Source organism: Thermocrinis jamiesonii (genome assembly GCF_000702425.1).
In the GTDB taxonomy this organism is placed as follows: Bacteria; Aquificota; Aquificia; order Aquificales; family Aquificaceae; genus Thermocrinis; species Thermocrinis jamiesonii.
In genome coordinates, this window is the sequence record NZ_JNIE01000003.1 from 44,357 (window position 1) to 62,251 (window position 17,895).

At 40.4% G+C, this 17,895-nt stretch carries 22 protein-coding genes; 10 read left to right on the forward strand and 12 right to left on the reverse strand.

All coding sequences use genetic code 11. The features are described 5' to 3' along the window. Nucleotide 1 precedes the first annotated feature (1 nt). Both K217_RS0102845 and aroE read left to right on the forward strand, forming a co-directional pair. Entirely contained in the window at nt 2–253 is a 252-nt protein-coding gene (locus K217_RS0102845) for a NifU family protein (protein ID WP_029551620.1), read from the forward strand. Then, nucleotides 250–1,059, forward strand: coding sequence for a shikimate dehydrogenase (gene aroE / locus K217_RS0102850; protein WP_029551621.1), 810 nt, complete (start codon nt 250–252; stop codon nt 1,057–1,059). The genes K217_RS0102845 and aroE overlap by 4 nt, the downstream gene beginning before the upstream one ends. Here the strand turns inward: aroE and hemH are convergent. From hemH to murB, 8 genes are read right to left on the reverse strand one after another with little or no spacing between them, the layout of a single operon-like run. After that, complete coding sequence (gene hemH, locus K217_RS0102855) at nt 989–1,975, reverse strand: ferrochelatase (protein WP_052178061.1); 987 nt, start codon at nt 1,973–1,975, stop codon at nt 989–991. The two genes, aroE and hemH, sit on opposite strands and share 71 nt — an antisense overlap. Nucleotides 1,976–1,980: 5 nt before the next feature. Next, nucleotides 1,981–2,685, reverse strand: coding sequence for a 1-(5-phosphoribosyl)-5-[(5-phosphoribosylamino)methylideneamino]imidazole-4-carboxamide isomerase (gene hisA, locus K217_RS0102860; RefSeq protein WP_029551623.1), 705 nt, complete (start codon nt 2,683–2,685; stop codon nt 1,981–1,983). 19 nt (nt 2,686–2,704) lie between these two features. Beyond that, entirely contained in the window at nt 2,705–2,974 is a 270-nt protein-coding gene (locus K217_RS0102865; RefSeq protein WP_029551624.1) for a hypothetical protein, read from the reverse strand. Beyond that, nucleotides 2,971–4,050: a cell division protein FtsZ gene (gene ftsZ, locus K217_RS0102870; protein ID WP_038028083.1), complete on the reverse strand. Its 1,080-nt coding sequence runs from the start codon at nt 4,048–4,050 to the stop codon at nt 2,971–2,973. The genes K217_RS0102865 and ftsZ overlap by 4 nt, the downstream gene beginning before the upstream one ends. Then, nucleotides 4,050–5,300 (reverse strand): cell division protein FtsA, encoded by a 1,251-nt coding sequence (ftsA, locus tag K217_RS0102875; protein WP_029551626.1) that lies wholly within the window; start codon nt 5,298–5,300, stop codon nt 4,050–4,052. Before ftsA ends, ftsZ begins: the two co-directional genes overlap by 1 nt. Before the next feature lie 4 nt (nt 5,301–5,304). Beyond that, nucleotides 5,305–6,030, reverse strand: a complete 726-nt coding sequence (locus K217_RS0102880) for a cell division protein FtsQ/DivIB (protein WP_029551627.1) — start codon at nt 6,028–6,030, stop codon at nt 5,305–5,307. 9 nt (nt 6,031–6,039) lie between these two features. After that, a complete protein-coding gene (locus K217_RS0102885) occupies nt 6,040–6,906 on the reverse strand; it encodes a D-alanine--D-alanine ligase family protein (protein ID WP_029551628.1) in 867 nt (288 codons plus the stop codon). After that, nucleotides 6,863–7,756 (reverse strand): UDP-N-acetylmuramate dehydrogenase, encoded by an 894-nt coding sequence (gene murB, locus K217_RS0102890; protein ID WP_029551629.1) that lies wholly within the window; start codon nt 7,754–7,756, stop codon nt 6,863–6,865. The genes K217_RS0102885 and murB overlap by 44 nt, the downstream gene beginning before the upstream one ends. A 17-nt stretch (nt 7,757–7,773) precedes the next feature. Between murB and alr the strand changes: the two genes are divergently transcribed. The 4 genes from alr to purF are packed head-to-tail and all read left to right on the forward strand — an operon-like array spanning nt 7,774 to nt 12,148. Further along, on the forward strand, nt 7,774–8,790 hold the full coding sequence (gene alr, locus K217_RS0102895; protein WP_029551630.1) for an alanine racemase: 1,017 nt from the start codon (nt 7,774–7,776) through the stop codon (nt 8,788–8,790). Nucleotides 8,791–8,798: 8 nt separating this feature from the next. Further along, entirely contained in the window at nt 8,799–9,293 is a 495-nt protein-coding gene (locus K217_RS0102900; RefSeq protein ID WP_029551631.1) for a hypothetical protein, read from the forward strand. Nucleotides 9,294–9,296: 3 nt separating this feature from the next. Continuing rightward, nucleotides 9,297–10,751 carry a menaquinone biosynthesis decarboxylase gene (locus tag K217_RS0102905; RefSeq protein WP_029551632.1) on the forward strand — a complete coding sequence of 485 codons (1,455 nt, stop codon included), beginning with the start codon at nt 9,297–9,299 and terminating at the stop codon, nt 10,749–10,751. A 5-nt stretch (nt 10,752–10,756) separates the two neighbouring features. Next, nucleotides 10,757–12,148 carry an amidophosphoribosyltransferase gene (gene purF / locus K217_RS0102910; protein WP_029551633.1) on the forward strand — a complete coding sequence of 464 codons (1,392 nt, stop codon included), beginning with the start codon at nt 10,757–10,759 and terminating at the stop codon, nt 12,146–12,148. On the opposite strand, the gene kdsA is transcribed toward purF, so the two are convergent. Then, the gene (gene kdsA / locus K217_RS0102915) at nt 12,096–12,911 is read right to left on the reverse strand and encodes a 3-deoxy-8-phosphooctulonate synthase (protein WP_029551634.1); all 816 of its coding nucleotides are present in this window, start codon (nt 12,909–12,911) and stop codon (nt 12,096–12,098) included. The genes purF and kdsA overlap by 53 nt on opposite strands. Before the next feature lie 67 nt (nt 12,912–12,978). Between kdsA and K217_RS0102920 the strand changes: the two genes are divergently transcribed. Next, nucleotides 12,979–13,839, forward strand: a complete 861-nt coding sequence (locus K217_RS0102920; protein WP_029551635.1) for an SDH family Clp fold serine proteinase — start codon at nt 12,979–12,981, stop codon at nt 13,837–13,839. Between the two features lie 7 nt (nt 13,840–13,846). Here the strand turns inward: K217_RS0102920 and K217_RS0102925 are convergent, their stop codons facing one another. Beyond that, the gene (locus K217_RS0102925; protein ID WP_029551636.1) at nt 13,847–14,824 is read right to left on the reverse strand and encodes a lipoate--protein ligase family protein; all 978 of its coding nucleotides are present in this window, start codon (nt 14,822–14,824) and stop codon (nt 13,847–13,849) included. Nucleotides 14,825–14,849: 25 nt separating this feature from the next. On the opposite strand from K217_RS0102925, the gene K217_RS0102930 reads away from it, so the two are divergent. Further along, on the forward strand, nt 14,850–15,914 hold the full coding sequence (locus tag K217_RS0102930; RefSeq protein ID WP_029551637.1) for an AI-2E family transporter: 1,065 nt from the start codon (nt 14,850–14,852) through the stop codon (nt 15,912–15,914). A gap of 3 nt (nt 15,915–15,917) precedes the next feature. Here the strand turns inward: K217_RS0102930 and K217_RS0102935 are convergent, their stop codons facing one another. Both K217_RS0102935 and K217_RS0102940 read right to left on the reverse strand, forming a co-directional pair. After that, complete coding sequence (locus K217_RS0102935; RefSeq protein ID WP_052178062.1) at nt 15,918–16,166, reverse strand: hypothetical protein; 249 nt, start codon at nt 16,164–16,166, stop codon at nt 15,918–15,920. Beyond that, nucleotides 16,163–16,750, reverse strand: a complete 588-nt coding sequence (locus K217_RS0102940) for a class I SAM-dependent methyltransferase (protein WP_029551639.1) — start codon at nt 16,748–16,750, stop codon at nt 16,163–16,165. Before K217_RS0102940 ends, K217_RS0102935 begins: the two co-directional genes overlap by 4 nt. A 17-nt stretch (nt 16,751–16,767) precedes the next feature. Here K217_RS0102940 and K217_RS0102945 point away from each other — a divergent pair, with 17 nt between their 5' ends. Beyond that, entirely contained in the window at nt 16,768–17,388 is a 621-nt protein-coding gene (locus K217_RS0102945) for a hypothetical protein (RefSeq protein ID WP_029551640.1), read from the forward strand. A gap of 92 nt (nt 17,389–17,480) precedes the next feature. Beyond that, entirely contained in the window at nt 17,481–17,894 is a 414-nt protein-coding gene (locus K217_RS0102950; protein WP_038028084.1) for a type IV pilin protein, read from the forward strand. Nucleotide 17,895: the final 1 nt, after the last annotated feature.

Sequence of the window (17,895 nt, forward strand, 5' to 3'; positions counted from 1 at the left end):
GATGGAAAAGGAAAGATTGAAAGAAGTAGAAAATGTGTTGGATAAGATAAGACCAGCCCTAAAAGAGCATCATGGGAATCTAAGGGTGGTGGATATAAAGGATGATGCGGTATATCTTCAGTTTGAAGGTGGATGCACTGAATGTCCCATCGTGGATGCTACGCTGAAGGATGTTGTGGATATTGCCCTTAAGGGCAATCTAAACTGGGTAAAGAAGGTGGAAATATCTGTTTCAAAACACAGTATTTTATGAACATCTCCGGTAATACTTCCCTTTATGGAGTAGTGGGATATCCTGTAAAGCACTCCCTTTCTCCCCTGTTTCAAAACAAGCTATTTGAGTATGTAGGTTTAAATGCGGTTTATGTTCCCTTTGAGGTAAAGCGGGAGGAGCTGAAAACCGCTTTTGAAGGTTTAAAAGCTCTGAATGTAAAAGGTATAAACCTAACCATTCCACACAAAGAGGCAATCGTTGATATGTTGGACTTTGTCCATCCAGATGCGGAAAAAATAGGAGCGGTAAATACTGTTAAGTTTGGAGAAAGGACTGAGGGCTACAACACAGATTGGATAGGTTTTTTAAACAGCCTAAGGGAGACCGTTGGAGAGTTAAAGGGAAAAACAGTTTTGGTTTTAGGTGCAGGTGGTTCTGCACGTGCGGTTTTGTATGCACTGGAAAAGGAGAATGCTAAGGTTTATCTTTGGAACAGAACCAAAGAAAAGGCAAAGAAGCTTTCGGAAATTTTTAAATCCGAAACTGTTTCCTCACCTGAGGAGGTTTTAGACTCCGCACACATAATCGTAAATACCACCTCCGTAGGTCTAACAGAAGATTATTTGCTCTTTGACTATTCTCTTTTGAAGGAAGGTCAAGTGGTATTTGAGCTGATTTACGGGAAAAACACCCTTTTGAAGGAGTGGTCTCAGAAAAGGGGTGCAGTATATCTGGATGGTCTTAAAATGCTGGTTTATCAGGGATTGGAAAGCTTCAGGATTTGGACTGGGTGTAAGCCGAATCCGAAGGTTGCCTTTCAAGCTCTTGAAAAGCACTTAAAGTGAGCTCTTTCAGAAGTTCTATATAAGTTGGATGGTCTTTCAAAGTAGGCACCCTTATAAACTCTTCCACTCCAAGCTCCTTTGCCAAGTTGTAATAAAGATAGTCCAGCTCGTAAAGGGTTTCAGAATGCTCACAAGTAAAAGAAACAGGTATGAGCACTATTTTCTTTTTTCCAGAAGTTATTAGTTTTTTCAAAAGCTCTTCTGTTTCTGGCTTTAACCACTGGGTTGGTCCTACCTTACTCTGATAGCCCAAAGCGTACTCTACCTTAGGGAAATGCTCCATTATTAGCCTTACTGTCTCTTCCGTCTGATCTTTGTACGGATCTCCCCTCTCTATGACTTTAACCGGCAGACTGTGGGCGGTAAATAGAAAAAAGTATTCCTCTGGCTTTTTCACACTGGAAAGTATGTTTTCTACCATGGCCCTTATGTAGAGGGGATGGTTGTGATAGGACTTTATTTTGACTACCGGAAGGTTAAGCCCAAGTTTGCTGTATACTCTGTCAAACTCGTTGAAAGAAGAGCCGGTGGTTGTTTTGCTATATTGGGGATACATAGGAAGGAGTATAAAGCCCTTTGCACCCTCCTGTAGAGCTTCCTTTACCGCTTCCTCTATAAAAGGTTTCCAATATCTCATTGCTACCTTGACTATAAATTTTTCTGGCAGTAGTTTTTGAAGTGCTTTGGCTTGCATTTCCGTTTGTTCCCTTTGGGGAGATTTCCCTCCCATTAGCTCATAGTAATGCCTTGTTTTCTTTGCCCTGAACTTGGAGATAACAAAGGCAACAGGCTTTTGGATTAGCTTTGGGATCTCTATTATGTCGTGGTCTGAAAAAAGGTTGTATAAGAAAGGCTCAACCGCATCCAAAGAGTCGGGACCGCCCATATTGAGCAAAAGCACCGCAAATCTTTCCATAGTTATTATTCTAATTCTTCCAGCTTTATCTTACCCTCGTAAATAGCCTTTCCAACTATCACTCCTTCCACCAAACCTTTCAATTTTTTAAGGTCCTCTATGCTTGATACTCCCCCGCTTGCAAGAACGGGCTTTTTAACAAATTTCTTAAACCTAAGGTAAGGTTCCACATCCACACCTTCCAAGGTGCCATCCTTTTCTACTACGGTGTAAAGATAGCCCCATATAGGCTTTTCATCGTAAAGTTTGGCAAGATCTTCGGGAGTATATAAACTGCCCTCTTTCCATCCCGCCACAGAAACCTTACCACCTTTGCTATCCACCGAAAGAATTATCCTTCCTGGAAAGGAATCTAACATCTCTTGAAAAACCTCCGGGCTTTTAACCGCCACAGTGCCCACCACAAAAAGATCTATGCCTATCTCATCAAGAATTTTTAAAGCCTGCAATTCTCTCAGACCTCCTCCAACCTGCACAACACCAGAAAAAGCTTTTCTGATGTTTTTTATAACTTCCAGATTTTTAAGAGTGTTACCAAAGGCACCGTCCAGATCTACCACATGGATACGCTTAAATCCAAAGTCTTCAAACAGCTTGGCAATTTCCTCTGGATTGTTGGAATAAACCTTAACCTTTTCCTCTTCCCCTTTGTATAATCTGACCGCCTTTCCACCTTTTAAGTCTATGGCTGGGATTAAAAAGTCCTTCAAAGCGTTACCTCAGGCTTACCTAACCTTGTTTTTTGTATAAAAATATTACCACCTTTTTTTCCTCTTTATTTTCCCTTATTGCACAGATGTGAGTAACTTCGGATGACTTTACATTTCCTACGTATCCAGTTTTCCTGTTGATAAAATACACTTTGTCTTTTGAGTGCTCTTCCTCGTTGTATTGGCAAATATCCTTCCTCTTCACCTCAACTAAAGCGCCTCTATACCCGTATATAATGCCAAGCAAAAAGGCTAAAACTTTATCAGTTTTTGTATCTATTTTCGTCAAATTTTTCTCCTCCTGCGTAGATATGCGGGCAGTTCCTCTATATCGGGCTGAACAGGTTCTACCACAGATTCCGGCACCGCTTTTGGTAGTTGTTTTTGTTCCTTCTTTATAACACGAAACTGTGTTTGCTGGCTTACATTTTCAAAATCCGTAGCAACAACCGCAACGCGCATAAAGTTTTCTTTGTTCTGCTCAAGTACTGCTCCGAATATAATCAGAGCATCTTCGTGTGCTTCTTCTCTAATTCTACTTATGGTCTCCTCTACATCTTTAAAGGCTACATCTTCGCTTACCCAAAGGGTAATAAGTAGTCTTCTTGCTCCAGAGACTGTATTCCCTTCCAATAGTGGGCTTGCTATTGCTTGGTCTACTGCAAATTCTTTTTTGTTATCACCCTTACCTTCACCTATACCTATAAGCGCTAGCCCACCCTTTTCCATAACCGTGCGCACATCCGCAAAATCTACGTTTATAAGAGCGGGAGTTACAACTATGCTCGTAATTCCCCTCACAGCCTTTGACAAAACATCATCCACCATCTTAAACGCATCCTTTATGCTAAAGTTTCTTTCTGCAATCTCCACTAACTTTTGGTTATTTATCACTATATACGTGTCAACCACTTCCTTTAATCTTTCCAACCCCTCCAATGCGACCTGCAGTCTTTTTTGACCCTCAAAGTTGAAGGGCTTTGTAACTACCGCAACAGTAAGAATGCCCATATCTTTTGCCGCTTCCGCAATCACAGGCGCAGCACCCGTTCCTGTTCCTCCTCCCAATCCCACCGCCAAAAACAACATATCTGTGTTTCTGAGAATTTCCTTTATTTTGTCTATATCCTCCAGTGCTGCCTGTTCTCCGATCTCTGGTCTGGCACCCGCACCCAAACCTCTCGTAACCTTTTCTCCAATCTGTATTTTGTTAGGCACAGAAAGAGAAGCAAGATGCTGTACATCAGTATTTATAGCAAAAAGCTCCACACCTTCAATCATATCAAGATACATTCTGTTGACCGCGTTAGACCCACCTCCTCCAATTCCAAAAACCTTTATCCTCGTTGGATTTACCATATCCATCATAGCACCTCCTTGAAGAAGGATTTTAATTTGTTCAACCAACCAGTAAGTTTTATCTTACCCTCACTTTCTAAGTTTGGAGAATTTTGATAATTAACGGAATAACCATACAAAGGTTTCAACTTCAATCTAAGTAAACCCACCGCTGTAGAGTAAGCTGGATCTTGGATCCTTTCCTTTAACCCAAAGACTCCCATAGGGTAGCCTATCCTAACAGGTAGGTCCAAATACCTTTCAAAAAACTCCTTCAAACCTGCAAGCTTGGCAGAACCACCAGTTAGGACAACACCCGCATTTATTGTAGAAAGGTTTATTCCTTGAGCGTCTATGTATCCTAAAACACTGTCTGTAATTTCTTCTAGCCTTATCTGTATTACTTCAGCTAAGCTTTTTTTACTAACCATAGCTTCTTTATCCTCACCCCTGGGCTTGATTTTAACCCTCTCTGACTCATTTACCAAATCGGATAGCGCAAAACCATGCTCCAGCTTTACTCTTTCTGCTTGTTCTACGCTTATCCTCATAAAATGGGCAATGTCTTTTGTTATACTGTTACCTCCTATGGGTATAGTTCCTGTTATTATGGGAGAGCCTTCAACAAAAAGGATAAAATCTGTAAGACCTGCACCAATGTCTAAAAGTAAAACCCCTTCTTCTTTTTCTTCTTGCGTTAGCACTGCTTCCGCGCTTGCCATTATGGAAGGGTATTTATCAGCTATATTCAGACCGCTTGATTTTACAGCTTTTTCAACATTTCTAAGAAGAGCAGTTCCTACTTTAACTATGTGCACCTCCGCAGTCAATTTAGATCCAAGAAGTCCTACCGGGTCAAGAACTCCTTCCTGTTCATCTAAGACAAACTTTCTTGGGATTGCGCTTATTATCTCGTAGCCTTCCTCCTTTGCTCTGGTTGTGGTCCTCTCTATAATTCTATCTATCTGAGTCTCATCTATTTCCACAGGTTGAGGGGATATATTTATAGTATCCTTTTCATTTTGACTTTTTAAAACGGTAGAAGAGATTCCAAGGTTTACTGAATTGAGTTTAACATCAGCCATTTCTTCGGCTTCTTTTACTGCACGTAATATGGATCCCACAGCTAAATCCAACCTTGTTATTTGTCCTTTCTCTATTCCTTTACTTGGCGCTTCACCTATACCTATAACGTGTATATCTCCGTAGTTATCAATTTCTGCCACCAGAGCTAAAATTTTGCTGGTGCCCAAGTCCAGAGAAGCTACAGTCTTCATGCCTTCATTCGCCCTCCTTTATAATAGCCATGCTCTCCGAAATCATAAGAACGTTTGTAGACTTCATTTCAAGTTTATTATAAACTTTTCTGATTCTATCGAACATAGACAAGTCTAATTTGCTAATTGGGGGCAAGACTATCTTATTACTGGATATGTATACAATAGTGCTTCTATCAGTTACATATATCTCTTTTATTTTCGGGTCTATTTCTTTTACGAAATCTATAAAGGCCTTTAGATTAGGGAAGTGTTTTTTTATGTAATCAAAAGAAAAAGTATACACAACTGGCAATGGGCTTTCTATCGCTGGGTTATAAAAAAATTCACCTTTATGGTCAATTAGCAAAATATTAGTATCATGGACTACAGAAGCTATGGGTATTCTTTCTTGAACCTCAACGTAAATCTTAGCACCATCCAACCCTAAATCTCTTTTTATCTTTACTTGCTCTACAGAGTTTTTAGTAAGGTTATTGATCTCAGCCAAGAGTCTATCAGAGCTCAAAAACAACCAATTACCCTTTGCCGTTTGATAACAAGCTGAAGAAATAAGCTCTGGTGATACTGTTTGTGTTCCAACAACTTCAATTACCTTTATCTTAAATAATGGTATTGTGTTTAAAGAGCTCGGTAAAAAGAATCCACCTAAAGACATAGCTATAAGCCATACAAAGGCTAAGGGATACTCAAGTCGAGCTTTCCAACTTATTTTCCCCTCCTCTTTCATAACTCCGCTTTAACATATTAACATAGATATCATCAGCTTAAAGTCAATACCTTTTTTTCTACAAGCCATAGGAAATAAGCTTAGTTCTGTCATTCCAGGTATGGTGTTAATTTCAAGAACAAAGGGTCTGCCACTTTTGTCTACCCTAAAATCTACTCTGGACATGTCCTTCAATTCAAGGGCATTGTGGGCTTTTATAGCCAGATTCTCCAGCTCTTTTGCTAATTCTTCTTCTTCCAAAAACTCATACTCGCTCATACCCTTGGTATATTTGCTTTCGTAGTCGTATATACCCTTCTTTGGTTTTATCTCTATGGGTGGCAGTGTCTGCTGTTTTAGTATTCCTACGGTTATTTCCCTTCCCTCTATGAACTCTTCTACGATAGCTTTTTTTGTAATCTTCCATAATTCTTCCAAGGCTTTTTCTAACTCCTCTTGGTTATTTACCACAAAAAGTCCAACGCTTGACCCTTGATCGGAAGGTTTTACTACTGCGGGAAACCTATCCCATACGGGTTTTTCTCCATACCTTACTGCTATCCAATCCGGTGTAGGTATATTATGAAATCTTAAAATCTTCTTTGTGGTATCTTTATCCATAGCTAAGGCACTACCGAGAACGCCAGAACCTACGTATGGGATGCCAAGAATGTCCAAAAGTCCCTGAATCCTTCCATCCTCTCCGTAGGGACCGTGCAAAGCTATAAATACTTTATCCGGCTTTATCTGTCTGAGCTTTTCGCATATTGAGTCCTCCAGGTCTAAGGCTATGGCTTCGTGTCCAAGCTCTTGCAAAGCCTTTAAAACCGCTTGGCCTGTTTTTAGCGAAATCTCACGCTCCGCAGACCTTCCACCCATAAGGACTACTACTTTCAATTAACCTTACCTCCTCCTCAAGCTCGATACCAAACTCTTCAAAAACCCTTCTTTTTGCTACATCAATAATTTTAATCACCTCTTCAAAGCTTGCCTTTCCTAAGTTCACAAGAAAGTTTGCGTGTTTTTCGGAAAATGCTATGTTTCCCAACCTGTAGCCCTTCATACCAACTTCCTCTAAAAGCCTACCTGCGCTGTAGGAAGGTGGATTTTTAAAGGTAGAGCCAGCAGTTGGCACCTGAACAGGTTGGGTTTGTTTTCTCCTTAGCCTTATGCTTTCGTATTCCTGATATATTGGATAGTCTGCCTTTGGAAAAAAGAAAACCGCCTCTAAAACTATTCCTTTTTCAGGAAAAGGGGACCTTCTGTAGGAAAATTCTAAGTTTTCCCTACGTTCTTGCACAACTTCTCCGCTGTAAAGCATGAACTTTACGGACTTTAAATGGTTTGAAATTTCGTAGCCAAAGGCACCCGCATTCATAGCTATTGCTCCACCTACTGTAGCAGGAAAGCCAGCGAGTTTGTATATACCCTCAAGGTTTTCTTTTAACCCAAGATCAACCAACGCAGTTAAAGGCACGCCAGCCTGCGCTATTACCTCCAAACCACAACCAATATCCCTTACTCTAAGGCCATTCAAAAACTTAGTGTTTATGACCATTCCGTAAAAGTCTCCAAATACAGTATTTGCGCCTCTGCCAAGCACAAATATGGGTATATCTTCCCATTGGGATATGTTTATACATTCTTTTACATCTTCAAAGCTTTTGGGATAAGCCATAAACTTTGCCAGACCGCCAACCCTTATGGTGGTGTAAGCAGAGAGGGGAACATCCTTATAGAGCTTCATATTAAAATTAAACCACAATGTCGCGGAGCATCTTAACCATAGACAGCAAAGCCCTTGAGTTCAACATAAAAAGTCTTTCAAAGTTTTCCAAAAAGCCAGTTATAGCGGTAGTAAAGTCCGATGCCTATGGAGTAGGAGTAAAACATATAGCAAAGATATTAGAAGGTATTAAAGAAGTGGAGTTTTTTGCGGTTGCCTGCGTGGAAGAAGGTTTGGAGCTGAGAGAGCTCGGTATAAAAAAACCTATACTTATTCTTGGTGGTGTGCTAAAGGGGGAAGAAAAGGCTATCAAGGAATACTCTCTTACGCCGGTAGTTTCCCACCCTGAACATTTAAAACCTTTGGAAGGGCTAAACGTTCCTATTCATGTAAAATACGACACGGGGATGGGAAGGCTTGGCTTTTTGGAAGAAATCATAGATGATCCGAGAGTGGAAGGGGTTTTAACTCACTTATCTTCTCCCGCAGAGGAGGAATTTTCCAAAAAACAGATAGAAAAGTTTAAGAACATTCTCAAACATTACAAAAACGTCAAATACGTCCATCTTGAAAGCTCGGCAGGAGTCATCTATAAGGTCCCTTACGCTACTCACATAAGGGTAGGCCTTGCAATATACGGAGAAAAGCCCCTTAGTAATTATCCTGTCCAGCTAACACAGGTCCTTAGTCTAAAGGCAAGGTTGATATCCGTAAAAAGGCTTCCAAAGGGATACTCCATATCTTATTCAAGAACTTACAAACTTGAAAGGGATGCTTTGGTAGGTGTGATTGCCTTTGGTTATGCGGATGGGATGATGAAAAGCCTTTCAAACAGGGGTAAGGTTTATTACAAAGGTAAAGCCTTGGATATCATAGGAAACGTAACTATGGATATGACCATGGTAGATCTGACTGGGACTGACGCAAAGGTTGGAGATTGGGTGGAGATAGTGGGTCCGCATCAAAGCTTTACAGACCTTGCCAAGATGGCAGGAACCATACCTTACGAAATAATGTGCAATTTATCAAGGAGAATAAAGAGAGAAGTTTTATAATTAGGCTTATGGCTGGTGTGTGGGAAGAGGCTTTGGTAGAAGAAGCAATATACTTGATAGCTCACTTAGCCCAAGCTGAACAGCACCTAATGGAAATAGAAGGAGAGACAAAGGTGGAAGACCTAATCCCTATAATAGACGAGCTGAGAAACAAAAGAAAGACGGTGGGGGATATCCTTTTTTCTACTCTGAAGATAGAAGGGGGAAAAGAAGGGGAAGAGTTCAGAAGCAAACTTGAAAGCCTTTGGTGTTCTCTGAAACACTTGGCTATGGCTTTGGTGCATTGCGATGAAACCACGGAGAAGTTAATAAGAAGGTTAGAATGTCATCTGCAAAGTGGGGATGACCAAAAGGCTCAGGAGCTTTCTAAAAGGATAAAAGAGCTATACGAAGTTAGACAGTCCATAAGAAATTTTATAAAAATGCTTCTTTTTGATGTTTCCCAAAAGCTAACTTCCACACCGCAAGTGAGGTGCAGAGAAGACCTATGTATAATGGAGTAGCTTATGCCTTACAAGGATCTGAGGGAATTTTTAAAAAGGCTTGAAAGGGAAGGAGAACTGGCAAGGATAAAGCTTGAGGTTTCTCCTATACTTGAGATTACAGAAATAACGGATAGGGTTTGCAAGATGCCAAAAGGAGGGAAAGCCCTTCTTTTTGAGAAAGTCAAGGACTACTCTATTCCAGTGCTTACCAACATGCTTGGCTCTGAAAAAAGAATAAAGCTTGCCCTTGGTTATGAAAGGCTGGAAGACATAGGTTGGAAGCTATACAAACTCTTAAGGCCAGAAATTCCCCACACTTTTTTAGAAAAGCTAAAACGCCTGCCTGAGCTTAAAAAGTTAAACGACGCTTTGCCCAAAACTGTAAAAGACGGTCCGGTTAGGGATGTGATAAAAAAAGATAACATAGACATCTTAGAGTTTCCTATTCTTCAGTGCTGGCCAGAAGACGGGGGAAGATACATCACCTTTGGACAGGTGATCACCAAGGATCCAGAAAGCGGGATAAGGAACGTGGGGCTATACAGGGTACAGGTTTTGTCTCCCACAGAGCTTGCCCTTCATTGGCAAATTCACAAGGATGGAAATCACCACTATTGGAAGGCAAAAAGGTTGGGTAAGCGCCTTGAGGTCGCTATTGCCATAGGTGGAGATCCTGTGCTATCTTACGTGTCCTCTGCCCCTCTTCCGCCAGAGGTGGATGAATATCTCTTTGCAGGCCTGATAAGAGAGGAGGGGGTGGAACTTGTAAAGGGTTTAACGGTAGATTTAGAATATCCAGCCTATGCGGAGATAGTCATAGAGGGGTACGTGGATCCAGAGGAGCCTTTGGTGGATGAAGGTCCCTTTGGGGATCACACGGGTTTTTACACCCCGGTGGATAAATACCCAAAAATGCACATAACCGCCATACTCCACAGAAAGGACCCAATATACCTTGCAACCATTGTGGGAAAACCACCCCAAGAGGACAAATACATAGGCTGGGCTACAGAAAGGATATTTTTACCTCTAATAAAGTTCAACCTGCCTGAGGTGGTAGATTATCATCTTCCCGCAGAGGGTTGTTTTCATAACTTCTGCTTTGTTTCTATAAAAAAGCGCTATCCGGGGCATGCCTTTAAGGTTGCGTATGCCTTGCTTGGTTTGGGTTTGATGTCTTTGACAAAGCATGTGGTGGTTTTTGATGAGGACATAGACGTTCATGACTTTGCGCAGGTGCTTTGGGCTTGGGGCAACAACGTGGATCCTATCAGAGACGTGCAGATCCTAAAGGGTCCCATAGATGTTTTGGACCACAGCACCAACGAGGTAGGTTTCGGTGGAAAGATGATCATAGACGCTACATCAAAGTGGAGAAGTGAAGGCTACACAAGAGTTTGGCCGAAAGAAATAAGGATGTCCGAGGAAGTAAAGAAAAAAATAGACGAGCTTTGGAATAAGCTTGGGTTAAATTAATTGCCATGTGCGGTATCTTTGGCATCTTTGGTGTGGAAAATGCAGAAAATTATGCCTTTTACGGCATATACGCCCTTCAACATAGAGGACAGGAAAGCGTAGGCATAGCGGTGTCGGATTTTGAAAACATAAAGCTGGTGAAAAAGCCCGGATTGGTGCTTTCAGCCATAAGGAAAGAGGATCTTGAAGGTGTAAGTGGTTTCCTTGCTATAGCTCATGTAAGGTATGCAACCGCGGGAAGATCGGGAGACTTCAACGCTCAACCCTTTTTGAAAAAGACAGTCTTAGGTGAAGTTGCGGTAGCCCACAACGGAAACCTAACTAACTTTAGAAGTCTAAAGGAAGAGCTTTTGAGAATGGGAGAAAGCTTTGAATATGATTCAGATACTGAGCTCTTTCTTTCACTGATAGGAAAAGGAAAGGAGGTACCAAAAGGTATAACGCTTCATCCGGAAGATAGGGAATACCTGCCCTATCTGTTTTATGTCTTAAAGAAAGTTAGCGGTGCCTACAGCGTTCTATTTCTTTTGAAAGACAAACTCATTGCGGTTAGGGATCCTTACGGCTTTAGACCGCTTCTTATGGGAAGGTTAAAAAATGCAGTGCTGTTTGCGTCTGAAAGCTGTGCCTTTGATATACTGGGTGCGGAACTTTGGAGAGAAGTAAAGCCCGGGGAGTTAATAGTGGTAGATAAAAAGGGCATAAGAAGCTATCTTTTCTCTCAATCTCCAAAAAAGGCTATGTGTATTTTTGAGTTTGTGTATTTTTCAAAGCCGGAGAGCTTTATCTTCAACGATTGGGTTTATACAATAAGGAAGAAGATGGGGGAAGTGCTGGCTTTGGAAGAAGATGTATCTGCAGACGTAGTGGTGCCAGTGCCTGATTCTGGAGTGGTGCCTGCAATAGGCTTTTCCCAAAAAAGCGGTATTCCCTTAGAGCTTGGTCTTATCAGAAACCACTATGTGGGAAGGAGCTTTATAGAACCTACACAGGAACTTAGAGACGTAAGGGTTCTGATGAAGCTAAATCCCAATCCTTCCGTTTTGAAAAACAAAAGGGTAATAGTTATAGATGACTCTTTGGTAAGGGGAACTACTTCCAAGAAGATAGTTAGCATGTTAAGAAAGGCTGGTGCAAAGGAAGTTCATATGCGTATAGCATCACCGCCGGTTATAGGTCCCTGCTATTACGGCATAGACACACCCACAAAAGAAGAGCTAATAGCTACCAAGTTCAGCGTGGAAGAAATAGCTAAATTCATAGGTGCAGATTCTCTTAGGTATTTGTCCCTTGAAGGTTTAAGAAGTTGTGTTGAGGATTACAGAAACTTTTGCGATGCTTGTTTTAGTGGTGTCTATCCAATAGAGGTTGAGCCTGAGGTTGAGAGGTTAAGGTAGAAAGAGCATTCTTTATAACTCTTATAGTCTCAAGCACATGCCTTAAGCTGGATAAAGGTAGCATGTTTGGCCCGTCGGAAAGGGCTTTGTCTGGCTCAGGATGCACCTCCATAAAAATACCATCGCAACCAACTGCTACCGCCGCCCTTATGAGTGGAATAACGAACTCCCTCTGACCAGAAGACCTATCACCAGCACCGCCCGGCAGTTGGACGCTATGCGTAGCATCAAATATAACCTTTGTAAATTGGGACATGATTACTAAACTCCTAAAATCCACCACTAAGTTGTTGTATCCAAAGGAAACGCCCCTTTCGGTGATGTAAAAATCTACCGCTCCACCAACTTTGAGTTTTTCCACAATGTTCTTTGCATCCCAAGGTGCCATAAACTGACCCTTTTTTACATTTACAGGCTTACCACTTCTTGCACACTCCAAAATTAAGTCCGTTTGCCTGCTTAAAAAGGCAGGCACCTGAATAAGATCTACTACTTCTGCGGTAGGTTTTACTTGCCAAGTTTCATGCACATCTGTAGTAATCTTTAGCCCTAACTCCTCTTTAACTTTCCGCAAGATCCTTAAACCTTCTTTCAAACCAGGACCTCTAAAAGACTTTACGGAAGACCTGTTAGCTTTGTCAAAAGATGACTTAAAGTAAAAGTCAAATTCTGGATATTCTTCTGAAAGTTCTTTTATATGCTCTGCAGTTTTAAACACAACAGTTTCGTTTTCTATTGCACAGGGTCCAGCTATTATCAGCATAAGAACTATAATAACACACTTCAAAATTTGATATAATTTATCTAATTTGTTTAAGGAGGTAAACGGTATGGAGCCAACAATATTGAATCCTGCTTATACAATCATTAATCTTCTGCTCTGGCTATTTTTTCTGTTTTTCTTTTTAACACCAATATTACGCAGACACGCCTTAAATAAGGCAAGAGAAACGCTTATAAGAATGTTAGAAGAAAAATTGCAAAGCAGAGTTATAACTCTCATACATAGGCAGGAGAGTGTTGGATTTTTTGGCATTCCAATTATAAGGTATATAAACATTGAGGATTCTGAACAAGTTCTGAGAGCTATCAGACTTACACCGCCCGAAATGCCCATAGTCCTTATAATACATACACCAGGGGGTTTAGCTCTTGCTTCCACGCAGATAGCCAATGCCTTAGTAAAACACAAAGGTCCTGTTAGGGTAATAATCCCACACTATGCTATGTCTGGTGGAACTCTCATAGCTCTTGCTGCTGATGAGATAATAATGGACCCCAATGCAGTTTTAGGTCCTGTGGATCCTCAATTGCAAGGCATCCCAGCGGCGTCTGTAATCAAGGTCTTAGAGAAAAAGGAATTGAAAGACATAGACGATCAAACTATAATAATGGCGGATATAGCAGAAAAGGCTATAAAGCAGATGGTTAGCTATGTAAAATGGCTTCTTACAGAAAACGGTATGGATGAAGAAAAGGCAGAAAGAATTGCTCTGGAGCTTGCTACGGGCAAATACACTCATGATTATCCCTTAGGAGTAGAAAAGCTCAGAGAGCTTGGTTTAAACATCTCTACAGACGTGCCAGAGGAGGTGTATCAACTTATGGACCTTTACCCACAACCAATGGGCACACAGGTGCCTTCTGTTCAATACATACCAGTTCCATACAGAACAAGAGAAAACACTTAAAAACCACTTAGTCCCAAAAGAGGGGCATAAGGAAACTAAGGGACCTTTTCTCAAGGACTTCTTTTATAGATTCTTGATCGTATGCAAGCCCAACTATTTCTCTTTCAAGGTCCTTAAGCCCTAATCCGTTCAGCCTGCAAAACTTTACAGTTTGACCTTCCACAATCATGCTGAGACTAACTTTCTTTCCTTCAACTTCCATATGTTTGTTTCTTAGGAAGATCCCTTCCCTTATTTTTATTAACCTGTGTTTTCTTCCTGTTTCCTCAAATAATACTTCTTCTGAGGTTAGTTCATCCTTTAGCTTGTTTGCCAGTTCCAAAGCTTCTTTTGGAATGTCCCAACAAGTTTCCAGCGGTAGAAGTTTTTTAAACTCAAATTCAAGAATGTCTGCCACCTCCCAAAAATCTGGTGCTTTTTCTTTCTCCCTTTCCACCCAAGTTAAGTTCTCATCCAATACTTTTTTAACAAAATCCTTGTTTGGCACTTTCAAAACCTCTGCCATAAGCTCTGTATTGAACCTTAGGAGAATGTTTCCAACAAAGACAAAAGCCTTGTGTATGTCTCCCGCACCTTGCCCGCTTATCTTTCTTTGGTTGCTTTTTACTACTATATCGTTGATAGGCTTGTATTCTACCTCCAAGCCCAACTTTCTGTAAGTCTCCAGGACCGGCTTAGAAAAATGTCTGTAAGCTTCTTCTACCCTAAAAGGTGCCAGACCTTTGGGAATTACAAGCTGATAAAAGACTTGGCCAGGTGCCAAAAGCACGGTTCCACCCCCTATTTCCCTTCTTATTACAGGAATGCCCAAAGACTTGATCCTTTGTAAGTCCAAAATTTCTTGAATGTTGTCAAAATAACCAAGGCTAACGTAGGTATCCTCTGGTTCTACCAAAATTAGTCCAAACATATCAAGCCTTGCACATGCATGAAACAAAGAAGTGGATAATAGATTTCCAACCTTCCCCAACTTGTACACCTTCATCTTTGCATATAATTTACCTGAAACGATGGAAAAAGAGAAGTTTTTTAAATACTTTCTGCTGGCAAGCACTTTTGGACTTTTGCTGGTGGTCTTTTACATGCTTTTGCCTTTTCTTACGCCTATCCTATGGGCTTTAATCTTTTCATTTGTTCTTTATCCTATAAACTTAAAACTTAAAAATTATGTCAGATGGAGAACAGTTTCAGCTTTGATCCTAACCATTTTCGTGCTTTTGGTCATAGTGATCCCTTTTGGTGTTTTAGGTGCGATAGTGTTAAATCAGGCTATAGAACTGTTGAGTAGGCTTTTGAACGTGGTTCAAAACCACAGCTATCAAGAGTATTTTCAAGAGCTGGTAAATAGACTGAGGTTGGAAAAGTTTGTAGAACAAGAAGATCTTAAAAGAATTTTGGAATATATAGAATCAGAAGAATTTAAGTCCATTGTTGGTAATCTGATAAGAGATCTAACTCAGAGATTGCTTCAATTTTCTACAAGTATGCTCACTTCCGTTGGTTCTTTTCTTTTTAAAAGCTTTGTCTTTTTAATTACTCTCTTTTTCATTCTCAGAGACGGAGAAAAATTTGCCAAGTTTATTGAAAGGTTTATTCCCATGCATAGGGAAGATGTGTATGAGGTGTTCAACACAGTTTATAAAACTGTTTTGGCTACAGCTTATGGAGCGATAGCAGTGGGTATTGCACAGGGCATACTCTCTGCCATAGGTTATGCAATAGCAGGTATTAAGTATTATCCTTTGCTTGGCTTGATTACGTTTTTTGCGTCCTTTGTTCCTCCCTTTGGTGCTGCGGTTGTGTGGGTGCCATCAGTGGTTTATCTTTTTTCTATCCAAAAATTCAAAAGTGCCCTTTTTCTTCTCTTTTGGGGTGTTCTGTTAGTTTCTTCAATAGACAATCTAATCCGTCCTCTTGTAATGAAGATAGGAATAAATATGCCTTATATTGTTCTGTTTTTTGCCATAGTTGGCGGTCTTATATCCTTTGGTTTTGTAGGCATATTCTTGGGACCTATAATCTTTACTGTGGTTTTCAGTCTGTTTTTGATATACGAAAAAAGAATACTCAAATAACGCCTAACCTATGTAAAGGCGCTCTATAAAAGAGAGAATATCATCAAATAGTTGTTCTGCTGTTTGTTTATCATCCACCTTTATTATCAATCTTTCCACGCTATTAGTTTGAATGATAACATGGTTGTCCGAAAGTTCAATGCAGGCTATGTGGGTGTAAGGGATGGCAGTTTTTTTATTCTTTGATTCATATACTATGTATCTATCCTCTAACCTAATGCCAAAGCTTTTGTATTTCTCTCCTCTCCTCATAATAAATTTTGTTTTAAAAATACAGCATAGAAACCATAGGCATACTTTCCTATCTCTACCACTCTACCTACCCTTAATCCAGCTTCTTCCAAAATCATACCTACTTCCCATTCAGAATAAACTTCTTCGGGTGGTGGTCCTTTATCCCTCTCCTCTTTTTTCCAATCTATAAGCGCCAGATAGCCCATAGGTTTGCTTACCCGTTCAAGTTCTTTCAAAAATCTTACGGGGTCCTCCAGCTCATGAAACACAAAAGCCATGTATACAAAATCTACCGTATTGTCTGGAAGAGGTATGTAATTTTCTTCGGACTTTAGGACTTCTACATTTTTAAGCCCAAGCTCTTTAACCTTGTTTTTCGCATAATCTACTGCCTCTTGGCTTATGTCTATTGCGTATACTTTGCCTTGGTCTTGGACTAACTTTGAAATATAAGGTAGATAAAAACCTGCTCCAGTTCCCACGTCAAGAACTACCATGCCGGGCTTAAGGCTAAAGGTTTTTAGAACCTTTTCCGGATCAAAAAGATTGAGTCTTTCTGGATCATCAAGCTTTTTTAGTTTTTCTGGATCAAACTTGTGCATGGGTAAAATTATACCTTATGAGGATAAAGCTTAGGTTGTATGAAATAAAAGACATAGATGAACTTGTATTCAAGCTATCTGGCATTGGTGTAAGCGTGGGGGATATATACAAACAGTTAGAAAAAGGAAGGGCAGATTTAGAAATAGCCATAGATGAAAGCCAACTATCCAAAGTAAAATCCGCCATAGGAGACCTCTGCCAGTTTGAAGTTTTACAAACAAAGGAGAGTATTAACGCTGTGCCCTTTTTTCTGCTTGCAATACTTTGGCTGGACAGCACCTTTTTATACTTTTTGCTTAAGTTTTCCTTTCTTTCTCAGGACTTTAGCTATTTTTTAAGATCCATTTTTGGGTCCAGCAAGCTTGCAGAGATTTTTAAAAATCTAATAAGCCTTTTGGCTATAGTTGTTTATTACTTGGGCTTTATCCTTACTCAAGGCACTACGCCTGTGGGAAAGCTTTTTAACTTGAAGATAGAAAAGGATCATAAATACTTTATCTTACTTTTTAGCCTTCCACTGGTTGCCTTTGGACTTCTTCAATTTGGTCAAACTTTTATGAAGCTCTTGGGGCTGTTTATTTTAAGCCTTTGTTTGGTTCTTCCCTTCTACTTTAAAAGTTCTGTGAAACGTTTGTGAAACATCTTGATTTTTCCCAAAGCTTGCATAGAATTTAACATAACCCAGAGGGACCGGTCCCGAAGGGAAAAACTTTAAGGGAGGTTTTAGCCATGAGACAGCAGAAAGGTTTTACCCTCATTGAACTGCTGGTAGTCATCGCCATCATAGCCATCTTGGCATCCTTGGCAATACCGCAGTATATAAACTATCAAAAGAAAGCTAGGGTAAGCTCTTACGCAGAGCCAATAGCAAGAGGTTGTATTATGGATATTGCGTCTTGGTGTATGGAGAATCCTGGCACAAATGTTGATTTTAACAAAATCAAAAATTGTGGAAATGGCACTACAACTACTATTCCTACAGCTGGAGGAGATGTTACTCTAAAGCGTCCGGGAAATGTATCATGTGACGCCAATGGATATGCTGATGCCACAGTAAATGCAACCCTTAGTACCGCATCAGGTTTCGTTGCAAAGTGCTTCACTGCAAACCAATCCATCAAGTGCACTGTAGAGCAAGAATAAC

What these genes read in the sequence shown, in the direction of transcription:
- K217_RS0102945 (WP_029551640.1), top strand. Translation starts at nt 16,768, where the DNA reads ATGAGGATAAAGCTTAGGTTGTATGAAATAAAAGACATAGATGAACTT.
- ftsA (WP_029551626.1), bottom strand. Translation starts at nt 5,300, where the DNA reads ATGAAGACTGTAGCTTCTCTGGACTTGGGCACCAGCAAAATTTTAGCT.
- purF (WP_029551633.1), top strand. Translation starts at nt 10,757, where the DNA reads ATGTGCGGTATCTTTGGCATCTTTGGTGTGGAAAATGCAGAAAATTAT.
- hemH (WP_052178061.1), bottom strand. Translation starts at nt 1,975, where the DNA reads ATGGAAAGATTTGCGGTGCTTTTGCTCAATATGGGCGGTCCCGACTCT.
- alr (WP_029551630.1), top strand. Translation starts at nt 7,774, where the DNA reads ATGTCGCGGAGCATCTTAACCATAGACAGCAAAGCCCTTGAGTTCAAC.
- K217_RS0102845 (WP_029551620.1), top strand. Translation starts at nt 2, where the DNA reads ATGGAAAAGGAAAGATTGAAAGAAGTAGAAAATGTGTTGGATAAGATA.
- murB (WP_029551629.1), bottom strand. Translation starts at nt 7,756, where the DNA reads ATGAAGCTCTATAAGGATGTTCCCCTCTCTGCTTACACCACCATAAGG.
- K217_RS0102905 (WP_029551632.1), top strand. Translation starts at nt 9,297, where the DNA reads ATGCCTTACAAGGATCTGAGGGAATTTTTAAAAAGGCTTGAAAGGGAA.
- kdsA (WP_029551634.1), bottom strand. Translation starts at nt 12,911, where the DNA reads ATGCTGATAATAGCTGGACCCTGTGCAATAGAAAACGAAACTGTTGTG.
- K217_RS0102920 (WP_029551635.1), top strand. Translation starts at nt 12,979, where the DNA reads ATGGAGCCAACAATATTGAATCCTGCTTATACAATCATTAATCTTCTG.
- K217_RS0102925 (WP_029551636.1), bottom strand. Translation starts at nt 14,824, where the DNA reads ATGAAGGTGTACAAGTTGGGGAAGGTTGGAAATCTATTATCCACTTCT.
- K217_RS0102930 (WP_029551637.1), top strand. Translation starts at nt 14,850, where the DNA reads ATGGAAAAAGAGAAGTTTTTTAAATACTTTCTGCTGGCAAGCACTTTT.
- K217_RS0102935 (WP_052178062.1), bottom strand. Translation starts at nt 16,166, where the DNA reads ATGAGGAGAGGAGAGAAATACAAAAGCTTTGGCATTAGGTTAGAGGAT.
- aroE (WP_029551621.1), top strand. Translation starts at nt 250, where the DNA reads ATGAACATCTCCGGTAATACTTCCCTTTATGGAGTAGTGGGATATCCT.
- K217_RS0102900 (WP_029551631.1), top strand. Translation starts at nt 8,799, where the DNA reads ATGGCTGGTGTGTGGGAAGAGGCTTTGGTAGAAGAAGCAATATACTTG.
- ftsZ (WP_038028083.1), bottom strand. Translation starts at nt 4,050, where the DNA reads ATGGATATGGTAAATCCAACGAGGATAAAGGTTTTTGGAATTGGAGGA.
- K217_RS0102880 (WP_029551627.1), bottom strand. Translation starts at nt 6,030, where the DNA reads ATGAAAGAGGAGGGGAAAATAAGTTGGAAAGCTCGACTTGAGTATCCC.
- K217_RS0102940 (WP_029551639.1), bottom strand. Translation starts at nt 16,750, where the DNA reads ATGCACAAGTTTGATCCAGAAAAACTAAAAAAGCTTGATGATCCAGAA.
- K217_RS0102950 (WP_038028084.1), top strand. Translation starts at nt 17,481, where the DNA reads ATGAGACAGCAGAAAGGTTTTACCCTCATTGAACTGCTGGTAGTCATC.